This window comes from Candidatus Soleaferrea massiliensis AP7 (genome assembly GCF_000820765.1).
Taxonomy (GTDB): Bacteria; Bacillota; Clostridia; order Oscillospirales; family Ruminococcaceae; genus Soleaferrea; species Soleaferrea massiliensis.
On sequence record NZ_CCYH01000048.1, the window covers coordinates 22,612 to 35,556 of the forward strand.

At 51.5% G+C, this 12,945-nt stretch carries 11 protein-coding genes and 1 other annotated feature; of the genes, 5 read left to right on the plus strand and 6 right to left on the minus strand.

All coding sequences use genetic code 11. From position 1 onward, the window contains the following. Positions 1 to 277: 277 nt before the first annotated feature. A complete protein-coding gene (locus BN348_RS12415; RefSeq protein WP_197068358.1) occupies positions 278 to 4,609 on the plus strand; it encodes a DUF7402 domain-containing protein in 4,332 nt (1,443 codons plus the stop codon). On the opposite strand, the gene BN348_RS12420 is transcribed toward BN348_RS12415, so the two are convergent. Both BN348_RS12420 and BN348_RS12425 read right to left on the minus strand, forming a co-directional pair. Next, positions 4,584 to 4,955: a hypothetical protein gene (locus BN348_RS12420; RefSeq protein ID WP_040198364.1), complete on the minus strand. Its 372-nt coding sequence runs from the start codon at positions 4,953 to 4,955 to the stop codon at positions 4,584 to 4,586. The two genes, BN348_RS12415 and BN348_RS12420, sit on opposite strands and share 26 nt — an antisense overlap. A 554-nt stretch (positions 4,956 to 5,509) precedes the next feature. Next, positions 5,510 to 5,758 carry a helix-turn-helix domain-containing protein gene (locus tag BN348_RS12425; protein WP_040198366.1) on the minus strand — a complete coding sequence of 83 codons (249 nt, stop codon included), beginning with the start codon at positions 5,756 to 5,758 and terminating at the stop codon, positions 5,510 to 5,512. Between the two features lie 209 nt (positions 5,759 to 5,967). On the opposite strand from BN348_RS12425, the gene BN348_RS12430 reads away from it, so the two are divergent. After that, complete coding sequence (locus BN348_RS12430; protein WP_040198367.1) at positions 5,968 to 6,204, plus strand: hypothetical protein; 237 nt, start codon at positions 5,968 to 5,970, stop codon at positions 6,202 to 6,204. A gap of 50 nt (positions 6,205 to 6,254) precedes the next feature. Here the strand turns inward: BN348_RS12430 and nth are convergent, their stop codons facing one another. After that, a complete protein-coding gene (nth, locus tag BN348_RS12435; protein WP_040198368.1) occupies positions 6,255 to 6,899 on the minus strand; it encodes an endonuclease III in 645 nt (214 codons plus the stop codon). Between the two features lie 204 nt (positions 6,900 to 7,103). Continuing rightward, positions 7,104 to 7,356: a binding site (T-box leader), on the plus strand. Positions 7,357 to 7,596: 240 nt separating this feature from the next. Between nth and leuC the strand changes: the two genes are divergently transcribed. Further along, positions 7,597 to 8,859, plus strand: coding sequence for a 3-isopropylmalate dehydratase large subunit (leuC, locus tag BN348_RS12440; protein ID WP_040198369.1), 1,263 nt, complete (start codon positions 7,597 to 7,599; stop codon positions 8,857 to 8,859). 15 nt (positions 8,860 to 8,874) lie between these two features. After that, positions 8,875 to 9,360 (plus strand): 3-isopropylmalate dehydratase small subunit, encoded by a 486-nt coding sequence (gene leuD / locus BN348_RS12445; protein WP_040198370.1) that lies wholly within the window; start codon positions 8,875 to 8,877, stop codon positions 9,358 to 9,360. Positions 9,361 to 9,557: 197 nt separating this feature from the next. Here the strand turns inward: leuD and BN348_RS14335 are convergent, their stop codons facing one another. Further along, positions 9,558 to 10,223: a collagen-like protein gene (locus BN348_RS14335; RefSeq protein ID WP_052446924.1), complete on the minus strand. Its 666-nt coding sequence runs from the start codon at positions 10,221 to 10,223 to the stop codon at positions 9,558 to 9,560. A gap of 133 nt (positions 10,224 to 10,356) precedes the next feature. Beyond that, on the minus strand, positions 10,357 to 10,590 hold the full coding sequence (locus BN348_RS12455) for a hypothetical protein (protein WP_040198371.1): 234 nt from the start codon (positions 10,588 to 10,590) through the stop codon (positions 10,357 to 10,359). Between the two features lie 97 nt (positions 10,591 to 10,687). On the opposite strand from BN348_RS12455, the gene BN348_RS12460 reads away from it, so the two are divergent. Beyond that, a complete protein-coding gene (locus BN348_RS12460; RefSeq protein ID WP_040198372.1) occupies positions 10,688 to 10,909 on the plus strand; it encodes a ribbon-helix-helix protein, CopG family in 222 nt (73 codons plus the stop codon). An 893-nt stretch (positions 10,910 to 11,802) separates the two neighbouring features. Here the strand turns inward: BN348_RS12460 and mreB are convergent. Next, positions 11,803 to 12,816 carry a rod shape-determining protein gene (gene mreB, locus BN348_RS12470; RefSeq protein WP_040198374.1) on the minus strand — a complete coding sequence of 338 codons (1,014 nt, stop codon included), beginning with the start codon at positions 12,814 to 12,816 and terminating at the stop codon, positions 11,803 to 11,805. Positions 12,817 to 12,945 lie beyond the last annotated feature (129 nt).

Genomic DNA, 12,945 nt, shown 5'->3' on the forward strand with positions numbered 1-12,945 from the left:
ATAAACAAGCCGCCGCCATTTGAAAGCCTTGAATAACCACCTGCGCAAAGCCCAAAGGAATTTCCATTTCATCCGCATTGCGCTGGAAATATTCTTTTCCGCCTTAAAATATCCGGCATTTCCTTTTTAATTCAAAAAATAATCGTACATATTTACATATCGATTGACACATTTTATGAATTATTGTATAATGGATCATGAATGATCGAAACGTTTTCGACATTATGGAAACGATTACACTCCCAGACCACCTGGAAATGAGAAAGGAAGTATGATGATGAAACACAAGAAGCTGTTATCCTGGCTGCTTTCGGGCGCCATCGTCGCAACGATGATCCCGGCCTCGGCGCTGTTTGCCGCTTCGGCCGAAGAGGCTCCGCAGAATATTGCGCTGAAGGCGACGGCAACCGCCTCCTCTGAGATGTCGCGCGCTCCCGCGAAGGGCGCGATTGACGGCGTCATCGGCGGCTATCCGAACAACCGCGCGAACGAATGGGAAACCGACCACGGAAAGGGAGGCACCTGGATCAGGCTGATGTTTGACAACACCTACAAGGTCAGCTCGGTCAAGCTGTACGACCGGCTCAACGCCGCCGACCAGATCACTTCCGGTACGCTTTATTTCAGCGACGGAAGTGAAGTAACGTTCGGCGAACTGCCAAACGACGGCTATACGCCGCTTGAAATCAAGTTTGAAGAACGGGAAGTCGAATGGGTCAAGCTCGTTGTGGACAGCGTCCTGAACGACGACGACACCACCAGCACCGGCCTTGCGGAGTTTGAAGTCTACGGCATCCCGGTCAGCAACAAGACCAACATTGCAAGAAACGCCATCGCCTTCGCGTCCTCCGAGGTCGATACCGGACCGGCGGGCGGCGCCATCAACGGCGTAGTCGGCGGCTATCCGGGCAACCGCGCGGATGAATGGGCGTCCGACCACGGCGTGGCAGGCTCCTGGATCATGCTGCTGTTCGATCAGAACTATCTGGTCGATTCCATTCGTCTGTATGACCGCCCGAACACGAACGACCAGGTCGCCTCCGGCACGCTGGTGTTCAGCGACGGAAGCCGCGTCGCGGTCGGCGCACTGCCGAACGACGCAAAGGATCCCCTGATCGTAAAATTCGATGAAAAGGAAGTTTCCTGGGTTAAATTCTACATTGATTCCGTTTCCAAAAACACCACCAACATCGGCCTCGCGGAATTTGAGGTGTTCGGCTCTCCGATCGGTGAAAAACCGGAGGGCACCGACATCGGCCTGCTTTCGAAGGTAAAATACAACGGCGCATGGTGGGATATGCCGGCTGTCCTAGAATTCGGCCAGCTTCTCGGCGACGAAATGCAGCTGTTCTGGAACGGCAAACAGCGGGTCGATACGATCAACCTGTACGATCTGCCGAGTGAAACCGACCATGTCCTCTCCGGCCGCCTCGTCTTCGACGACGGCAGTGAAATCGCGGTCGGCGAGCTGCCGAACGACGGTTCCGCGCTCAAGGTGGACATCGGCGGAAGAAAGACGGAGTTCATCAAATTTGTCATCGATTCCGTCTCGGAGACGACTGAAAACGTCGGCATCGCCAAGATCAACGTCTTCGGCGAGATCATCAACGAAAGAGAAGCCATCTCGTACAGGGATGTCCAGGTCACCGAGCGCTGGAAGGGCGGCTCCTTATTCGAAAAGGACGGCAAGCTCTGCTACGCGAAAGCCGGTGAGACCCCGGCAGACGCGTTCTACTGGGATATGATCCCGGACAGCAACGGCCTGTACACCATCCAGAACAAAGCGACCGGCAACTATGTCACGGCGGTTGACGGCGCGGACTATATCGCATCCCAGCCGGAGAAGACCGCAAAGAGCCTGTGGAGAATCTCCCCGACCAGCGGCTACCAGCGCATCATCAACGCAGAAAACGATCAGATTGTCCTGAACGTTGAGTCACAGACCGAAATCATGGAACCAACCTATGCGCCGGAGCACTACTTCAGCGCGCATTGGTCCTTCACCGACAAGGACAGCTTTGCTCCGTACACCATCTCTTCGGATAAAATCGTGGACGGCAGCAACGTTGCGACCGCATACACCGGCGATATGATCAAGGCAAATTCCTACGGCAACAGCAGGACCTGGTTCCTTTCCAAGGATATCTCCGGCCTGCCGCAGTTCTCCGCGCCGAACATGCCGATGGGCGAAGCGATCTACAACATGGCGCTGGAGGAATCGCTGAAGAACGTCAACCTGACCAGCGACGGCAAAGAGGTCTTCTACACCGGCGCGAACTGGTCCAAGGTCTGGAACCGCGACACCGCGATCAGTGTCCAGTACTCCCTGGCATGGGCGTTCCCGCAGATCTCCAAGAACAGCATGCTCGAAAAGATCATCGGCGACCCGAAGGAGCTCGTGGAAGACACCGGCACCGGCGGTTCGTACCCGACCTCGACCGACCGCATCATCATGGCGATCTCGATCTGGGAATACTATCTGGCAACCGGCGACACCGAATATCTTTCCGATATGTACGATATCATGGCATACACCGCTGAGAAGGATTTCCATGTCAATTACAGCGGAAAACTGGGTCTCTTCAAAGGCGAGACCTCCGGTCTGGACCACCGTTCCAAGACCTACCCGGACTATTTCGACGAGCAGAACTTCTCCGACATCGCAGCATCCTTCGCGACCAGCACCAACGTCGAATACGCGGCGATGTTTGAAATCCTGGCAACCTCCGCTGAAATTCTCGGCAAGGATGCCGCCGAGGCCAAATACTGGACCGAATGCCACAACACCCTGGTCAATAAGATCAACGAGAAGATGTGGCTCGAGGACCGCGGCTACTACACCTCCTTCCTGTATCCGGACTACATGGGCGCGCCGATGGCCGACAAGACCGACGTCCTGGCCTGCGGCTATGCGCTGATGTACAACATCGCTCCGGAAGACCGCGCACAGAGCATTATGGAAAACTATCCGATGGTCAAATACGGCGCGAACACCGTTTACCCGCAGAAACAGGGCAAACAGTTCGGCGCGATCTATCACAACCGCGGCGTGTGGCCGGGCTGGGAAGGCACCCTGATGATCGGCGCGAAACGACAGGGCAACAACCAGCTCGCGGAAGAAATCATGCGTTCCTGCATGATCGGCGCGGCAATGAATCTCACAAACAACGAAGTCATCCACTACCAGACCGGCAAAGCGTCCGCCGGAGACCGCCAGCTTTGGTCGGTGGCCGCACAGCTCGCGGGCTACTACCGCGTCCTGTTCGGTATGGATTACACGGTGGACGGCATCACCTTCGCCCCGTTCGTACCGGAATGGATGGACGGCCCGTTTGAACTGACCGATCTGAAATATCACGACACAACCCTGAACCTCAAGCTTTCCGGCAAGGGCGATACCCTCGTTTCGATCATTGTCGACGGCGAGGAAAAGGACCTTTCCTACATCTTCCCGACCGACCTGACCGGCGAACACACCGTCGAAATGGTGGTTTCCGATTCCGGCGAGCGCGACAGCATCAATCTCAAGGAAGAAAACCTCGTCATCTGCCCGGAGCTGCCGACCATGCAGCTTAACGGCGATACCCTGACCTGGAACGAAGACAGCCGTTACACCTATAAGATCTGGGACGGCGCGAAATACATCCCGGTTTCCGGCGGCAGCTATCAGATCCCGATGGATCATTATGCCACCTATTCCCTCGTGGCAATCGACGAGATGGGCGTCTGCTCCGAGCTTTCCAAGCCCATCATCGTCAACCCGGACACACCGCTCACCTATGAGCTGGAGGACGCTGAATACGAGGCGAAGAACTTCGCAAACAAAGAATCGGGCTTCACCGGCTCCGGCTACATCGTCAGCGATATGGGCAACAACACCGACATCAAGGTTGAAGTGGAGATTCCGCAGGGTAAAGCGGGAAGCTACCTGCTGAGCATGATTTACACCAACACCAAGAACGGCGACGACGGCAACTGTTCCGCCATCCGTTCGATCTATCTGGACGGCAAGGATTACGGATCCCTGTACTTCTCCGCATCCCGCGGCAAATGGCAGGAATCCCCGCATCTGGATATGTACCTGACCGAAGGCAAGCACACGATTGAGATCACCTACAACCGTGACGATGAATACGACATCAATATGCACCGCACGATCAACGATGTGCTGCTTGACAGCCTCACGCTGGAACGCCGCGGCGAGATGCTGCGCGTATCCGAAGGACGGATTGATGAGAACATCCTGTCCGGCGTTATGGGCAACATCACAGCCGGCGAACTCAAGGACATCATTCAGGTTGACGCTTCCAGCCTGCGCGTGGTTGACAACACCGGCGCGTCCGTTGCGGACGACGCAAACGTTGCGACCGGCTACCGTGTACAGCTGCTCCAGAACGGCATGATTGTACAGGATGTCACCATTGCAGTCGGCGGCGATGTCGGCGGCACCGGCAGGCTTGGCGTTCAGGATCTGCTGAGCATCAAGTCCTACATTCTCGGCAGGGCCGATTACAGCAAGCTCCAGAAACTGTCCGCAGATGTCAACGCAGACGGCATTGTCAACATCTTTGATTTGGTTGCCGTTAAGTTTGCCATTCTGCGCGGCTAAACTTCATCACACATAACAACAAAAAACAGGATGCTTCGGCATCCTGTTTTTTGTTTCTGATTATTTTTTGCTGCTGCACAGCGGCTTTCTTTATGTTTACCAAGAACCACTTGGCAAAGTGGAAGTTCTTCTTTGCGCGGCCAAAGAAGAACCAAGAAAGGCCGCCAAAGGGGGAATGCCGCTTCGGTACAGTCAGTATGGACGTCATTCCCCCTTTGGATTCCCCCTCTGCCAGTCCACTTCTCAACGGGGCAAGGAAACTTAGCGTTCGCTGGGTTCGAACGTCCGCTATATAAGCGATTGTATCTATATCTCTGCTCGCTCTATATTCCGAATCCATCAGCATAGTGATCTATTCTACGCTATGTGGTAAAGGTTTTGTTTTGTACTCTAAATAAACAAGGTGGTTTCCCAACATGCCAATCTGAGAAACTTGAATCCCTGTGGAATTATTCGTGAGGTGCTTATTCGAAGATGGCATAATATCATCAGTAGCTGATGTCAATCTACGAACCAGCCAAAGTATTGGGGTACCATATGCACAACTTGTAACCAGGGAAGCGTCCGCTGCTAGCTATGCCCAACCACCCTGCCAAAAGCAATATGCCGCCCGCAGGCGGCCGAATCAGATAAAGGGATATCTGAGGGGATTTTCAAGGGGGCCATCTGGCTTGGAGTGGCACTCTGCATGGCCCCCTTGAACGGCCTTTCTTGGTTACTTCTTTGGCCGCGCAAAGAAGTAACCAAGAAAGGCCGCTGCGCCACAGCGGAAGTAACAACTACATTGTCAAGTGCCATTTGACAAATTAAAACAGGGCACTATTTTGATGCTTGGTTATTGATAACAAGAACCTAAAAAACGGTCTTATGCCTTAAACATAAAGCCGTTTTTTAGCTCTCTTATTCATTCAGCAACTCATCAGCAGACACACAAAGAATTTTTGCAAGTGCTTTTAACTCAATATCTGTGACAAATCTTTTACCACATTCAATGCGTTGAATTGCATTTTTATCCAAGTCGACTCCCGCTAACTGTAGCATATCAGCCAAAGCCTTTTGTGACACTTTCGGTTTTAATTCTTTTCTAAGTGTGGCAACCTTGGCACCGCAAAGATTCGCCGTACCATCTTTATTTCTGTTTTTATACATAACAATCCCCTCTTGACATTTAGTAGTTGTCAACAGGTGTATTTTATGATAAAATAAAGGGCAATATGACATTCACTGAATGTCATATTGCCCTTTATTTTCAAAGTGAGGTATTCGAGCATACGATTCTACAATTTTATTGATATAAAACCAAACAAAGCCTTCTAAATGTTCTTTCTTCTCAACTTATACGCAAAAGAGGTGATCAAATGGAATTCTATGATGAACTGATTTATCAGGAATTGGGCAGATTTATGATAGAACATTTCGAACCAGCAAAGTTTGACTATCATAATATTATTCAAACAAAGGCCATTCACATCGTTCAGGAAATTCAAGAGGTTCTAAAGCAAACAGATTTAGAAGACTTTTATAAGGTTGAACAGGTTGTATGCATCTTCGAAAAATATGGACTAGACACCGGTGGGTGTCATGACTTTAGATGAAATCCAAAACATAAAGCGGGTAAGAACCCTGCGTTCTTACCCGCTTTATGTCAAGCATCAAAATCTGTGTTCAGATAATTCTGACAGATTTCCTTCATACAGCATTTCTCACAGTCCGGCCGCCGCGCTTTGCAGACCGCGCGTCCGTGCAGAACCAGACGATGGCAGAAATCATTGGAATCCTCAGGCGGCAGGATTTCGCGCAGCTGGTTCTCCACCTTCAAAGGATTCTTCGAAGTGGACAGCCCCAAAAGATTGGTGATGCGGATGCAGTGCGTGTCGCAGACCACCGCCGGCTTGTGGTAAACATCGCCCACAACCAGGTTCGCCGTCTTGCGCCCAATGCCCGGCAGCTTGGTCAGCTCCTCAATCGTGTCCGGCACAACGCCGCCGTAAACGTCCCGCAGCATGATGCACATGTTCACAATGTCCTGCGATTTGATGCGGTAAAATCCGCACGAACGGATGATATCCGCGATGTCCTCGATATCCGCGCCGGCCAGCGCGTCGATGCTCGGATATTTCCCAAACAGCGTGGGCGTCACCATGTTGACCCTCGCATCGGTGCATTGCGCCGCCAGCCGTGTCGAAATCAAAAGCTCATGCGGCTTCTCATAGGTAAGCGAACAGATCGCATCCGGATATTCCAGTTTTAACAGCTCTACAGCCTGATAAGCGCGTTCTTTTAAAGTCACAGTCGATCCTTCCCTCTCTTCAAACAAATCCGCTTTATTTGATTCTATTGTAAAGAATTCCTGCTGGATTGTCAATCGAAAATCATGACAAAACGGAGAAAAGTATATGAAATGGGTATATTTTGTCGCCCCTTTCCGGAAAAAAATCTGATTTTGTGAGTTGACAAACGCTCAAAACTGTAGTAAGATAAAAGGCACGATAGAAGAAAAGCGTTGACAGGGACAAAAAAGCATCCCTCCCCTGGTTTTCAGAGAGCCGCCGGTTGGTGCAAGGCGGCAGCAGGCAGGATGTTCTCTCTCCCTCCAGCTGTCCGCCAAAGCCCGTTTGGGTGCGTAGACCGGACCGGGTTTCTCACCGTTATCAACGAGAGCATATTCAATGGATATGCAGCGAGTGGGCAGAAGTTTTGTTCTGTCAAAAAGAGTGGTACCGCGAAGCAATTCCTTCGTCTCTTGGTGTGAGAGATGGAGGTTTTTTTATTTCCCATGCAATTTTTCCTGCGTGAATGCGGCAGTTCACAATACTCCGTTAAAACAATCACAATTTTCTTCTATCATGAAGACCGTGTTCTTTCGTGCATCCGGATAACGGCGGAAGGCCGGAACGCTGTTTTTAATGAAAAGAACCCATCCATACCAATTCGCGGAGAAATCCGCTTGATATCCAATCAGTTTTGAAAAGGAGTGCTAACGAATTATGGGAATGACGATGACGCAGAAGATCCTGGCAGCACATGCGGGACTGGACAGTGTATCGAAGGGCCAGCTGATCAAAGCAAAGCTGGATATGGTCCTGGGCAACGACATCACCTCCCCGGTGGCCATCAATGAATTCCACAAAGCAGGCTTTACACAGGTATTTGACCAGAACAAGATTTCCCTGGTCATGGACCACTTTACCCCGAACAAGGACATCAAGGCGGCCACGCAATGCAAGCAGTGCCGTACATTTGCGGACGATATGGGAATCGTCAACTTTTATGATGTCGGCGATATGGGCGTCGAGCACGGACTGCTCCCGGAAAAGGGACTGGTCGGACCGGGTGAGCTGGTCATCGGCGCGGACTCCCACACCTGTACATACGGCGCGCTCGGCGCGTTCTCAACCGGCGTCGGCTCGACCGATATGGCCGCGGGCATGGCGACCGGCGAATGCTGGTTCAAGGTCCCGGGCGCCATCAAATTCAACCTGACCGGCAAGCTCGGCAAACATGTCAGCGGCAAGGATGTCATCCTGCACATCATCGGCCTGATCGGCGTGGACGGCGCGCTTTACAAATCGATGGAGTTTTCCGGCGAGGGCCTTTCGTGCCTGAGCATCGACGACCGGCTGTGCATGGCCAACATGGCGATTGAAGCCGGCGCGAAGAACGGCATCTTTGAGGTGGATGAGGTTGTTATGGACTACATCAAAGACAAGGTGTTCCGTGAGGTCAAATCCTACAAGGCGGACGCCGATGCCGAATATGACCAGACCTATGACATCAACCTGTCCGAAATCAAGCCGACCGTAGCGTTCCCGCATCTGCCGGAGAACACCCGCACCATCGACAATGTCGGCGATGTTGAGATTCAGCAGGTCGTCATCGGCTCCTGTACAAACGGCAGGCTGTCCGATATGCGGATCGCCGCGGAAATCCTCAAGGGCAAAAAGGTCAAGAAGGGCGTGCGCGCGATCATCATTCCAGCCACCCAGAAGATCTACAAGGAAGCGATGTTAAACGGCTATTTTGAAATCTTCCTGGATGCGGGCTGCGTCATTTCCACCCCGACCTGCGGACCGTGCCTGGGCGGACATATGGGCATCCTGGCGGCAGGCGAACGCGCCGTCGCCACCACCAACCGCAACTTTGTCGGCCGGATGGGACATCCGGAATCTGAGGTTTATCTCGCAAGCCCGGCTGTCGCCGCGGCGTCGGCCATCGCGGGCAAGATTGTTTCGCCCGAAGAAGTACTGTAAAGGAGTGTGGCACAGATGAAAGCATGTGGAAAAGTATTTAAATATCAGGACAACGTGGATACCGACGTCATCATTCCGGCACGGTATCTCAATACATCCGATCATGGGGAGCTTGCCGCTCACTGCATGGAGGATATCGATAAGGATTTTGTCAGCAGGGTGGAACCGGGCGACATCATCGTCGCGCGCTACAACTTCGGATGCGGCTCATCCCGTGAACACGCGCCGATCGCCATCAAGGCAAGCGGCGTCTCCTGCGTCATCGCGAAGACCTTCGCGCGCATCTTCTACCGCAACGCGATCAACATCGGTCTTGCGATCCTAGAATGCGAGGAGGCCAGCGATAAGATCGACGCAGGCGACAAGGTCGAGGTCGATTTCGATACCGGCGTGATCACCAACCATACCAAGAATGAAACCTATCAGGCCGAACCGTTCCCGGAATTCATCAAGGAAATCATAAACGCAAACGGTTTGCTGAATTCCATTAAAAACCGCTGATTTCTATCATAAATAAAAGCCGATGCAGATTATCTGCATCGGCTTCTTTTATGGCTGCTGTTTGCGTGGATACGGTAAATCATCGAAACGCGGGCGGGAATGACGACAGAGATAAAACATCATTGACAGCTGTATCAAGGTTTTGCCATTCAGGATGGGATGGGGAGACGCTTTCCGGATTTTTATCCCATTCTGAATCAGGCAATCCGCTGCAGCAGGATCGACGCCCTGTTGACGGCCTGATTGTCCACGCCGGTACCGGCAAGATGATCCACATAGGCGGATTTATTCCGCAACGCGACGGTCGCCCCCGCTGGAATGGCGGTTATGAAGCTTCCGCTCAGCTCGGCCCTCTGGGTATCGGCCGCATTGTCGGCATACAGGCCGAAGAAAGAAAGCGGATTCTCCAATCCGTTGATCGCCACGGCATATGCGGCGTTGAACTGATTATTCTCCGGGCGCAGAGTCACCGTATAGTCAATCCGATAGACCCCAGCCGTATTCACTGTGATGGCTGAGGTGTTCGGCGTAAAGGCGAAATCCCCGGACTGGTAGGCGAGCAGAAACGTCACATCTCCTTCGGCAGGAACATCCTGTGCCCCGCCGTTGACAGCGGCGTTAAAATACGCCGGTTCAAAACCCGGGCCAGCTACGCCCTGTGCGCCTGTCGGGCCGGTGGCACCTGTTGCTCCGGCGGGGCCCTGTGCGCCTGCCGGGCCGGTGGCACCCGTTGCTCCGGCTACGCCCTGCGGGCCTGTCGGGCCGGTGGCACCCGTTGCTCCGGCTATGCCCTGCGGGCCTGCCGCGCCGGTGGGGCCGATGGGCCCTTGACAACAATAATAGCATAGATTATTACAATTCATAATGGCCTCCTGGCAAATAATTAGGACTTTACTTTTATCATATGCTTGGCAATTATGATGCGTGTAACAACCTGTACGGCAGACCGGGTTTTAAAAGCTAAAACCGAAGCTTTTATTGTCCAAACTGCCTGTTTTAAAAATCGTGCCGTCCGCCGGTATTCATTCCATATCTCTCTAAAATACAGACTATTTGTTCCACAACATAAAAATCATCCAATGTATCATCTTGAATTGTCTGTTGTATCTCATATAGGGCCTTCAATGCTTGTGTTTGAATAACAGAATGATAGTCAAACTTTGTTTGATCAAAATTCTCAATTAGAAATCGTCCTAATTCTTTATAAAGCAGTTCATTGTAGAATTCCACATCAGTACACCTCCAAAATTAACATGTTATATGTTATAAAATTATAACATATAATAATAGCATCAGTCAAGTTATAATCACATATGAGGTGATTGCCGTGGAAGATAAACTGATTATTCCTAAAAAAGATAAAAAACTTAAAGGTGATGACGGACACAAAATTTTTTCAATCAGAGTTAAAGAAGAAACAGCTGCTGCCTTGGAAGAAATAGCAAATATGTCCGGCAGAACTAGAAATGAAATTATAAACCTCTTTCTCCTATATGGCATCGAGCATTATGAAATTGAGGAAGAATGCGATAATAAGCAGAACACTTAGAATATTAAAACAGGCGTTTATCGTTCGTATTGCTAAGCTGAAGCACAAAGTCTCGAAATTGATTTTTTATCTAAATTCTAAACAAGGGATATCAAATAATAGTGTCCTATTTTTATCTACCAAGTGACACTTGGCATAGTGGCAGTTACTTCTTTGCCGGCCAAAGAAGTAACCAAGAAAGGCCGTTCAAGGGGGCCATGCAGTGTGCCGCTTAGGACCAGATGGCCCCCTTGAAAATCCCCTCAGATATCCCGTTTTCTGCTTCGGCCGCCTGCGGGCGGCGTTTTGCTTTTGGCTGGGTGGTTGGGCATACCTAGCAGCGGACGATTTCCCGGTTACAAGTTGTGCATATGGTACCCCAATACCTTGGCTGGTTCGTAGATTGACATCAGCTACTGATGACATTATGCCATCTTCGAAGAAGCATCTTACGGGTAATTCTACAGGGATTCAAGATTCTAAGACAGGCACGTCGGGCAACCACCCTGTTTATTTAGAGCACCGAACGAAACCTTTACCACACAGTATAGTGCAGATCAATTGTCCCTATGGATTCGGAATACGGGGCGAACGGAAATATAAATATGACCAACCATAAAGCGGACGTCCGAACCCAGCGAACACTGCACCTCCTCGCCCCAAAGAAAATTAGGACGGGCAGAGGGGGTTTCCAAAGGGGGAATGACGTCCATTCTCACTCTTCCGAAGCGGCATTCCCCCTTTGGCGGCCTTTCTTGGTTCTTCTTTGGCCGCGCAAAGAAGAACGTCCACTTTGCCAAGTGGTTCTTGGCAAACAAAAGAAAACCGCTGCGCTGCAGCAAAATATCCAGCCATAACAACAAAAAGCGCCCGGGACAGACCGTCCCGGGCGCGGATTTTCGCATGATTTTAATTTAATATTGATGGGTGGAAGGAGTGATGAACCCATCCACCAGACTGTCCAGAAATTCGAAGCATTTTCCGGTTCCCAGCGCAACGCAGTTGATCGGATCCTCCGCGATGGTGGTGTGGATCTTGGTGCGCTCTGAAATCAGCCGGTCCAATCCGCCGATGAGCGCGCCGCCGCCGGTCAGGATCGCGCCGTTCGTATAGATGTCTCCAACCAGCTCCGGAGGCGTGCGTTCCAGCACCCCATGCACAGCGTGCGCGATGACCTCGGCCGGCTCCTTGAGCACATCATAAAGCTCGTCGGTGCAGATCGTGATCTTCTGCGGCAATCCGGTGATCAGATTGCGGCCCTTGATGTCGATCTGCCTGTTCTCATGCTCCACATAGACATTGCCGATCTCCCGCTTGACCATCTCGGCCATCTTTTCGCCAACGACCAGGTTGTACTCGCTCTTCATATATTTGATGATCGAGCTGTCGAATTTGTTTCCGGCAGTCTTGATGGAGGTTTCGGTAACGATGCCGTTGAGGGAGATCACCGAAATGTCGGTCGTACCGCCGCCGATATCGATGATCATGACGCCGTTCGGTTTGGAGATGTCAATGCCCGCGCCGATGGCTGCCGCGACAGGCTCCTTGATCAGGTAAACCCTGCGCGCGCCGGACTGGGTGGCCGCATCCACAACGGCGTTGGATTCCACGTTGGTGATAACGGAAGGAACGCAGATGGCAACCCGTGGCTTGATGACGGAATTGCCGTAGACCTTGCGCATAAAATATTTGATCATATGTTCGGTCAGCTTGTAGTCCGAGATGACGCCGTCGGAAAGCGGCTTGATCGCCTTGATGGTGCTTGGGGTGCGTCCAAGCATGACATATGCGTCCTGCCCGACGCTGAGCACCTCCTCGGTTCCCGATTTAATTGCCACTACCGAGGGTTCGCTGAGTACAATCTCATTATTCATGGAGATGATCACCGTTGTCGTGCCCAAATCGATGCCAATATCTAATGCTGCCATAGTATCCTCCCGATCTTCCGTCATAATGTATCGGAACGCCCGGCTGCGGACGATCCACGCTTATTATAGTATAGAATGGCTTTTTTTACAATATACATTTAAATTCTAAAGCATAGATGAGAAAAAAAT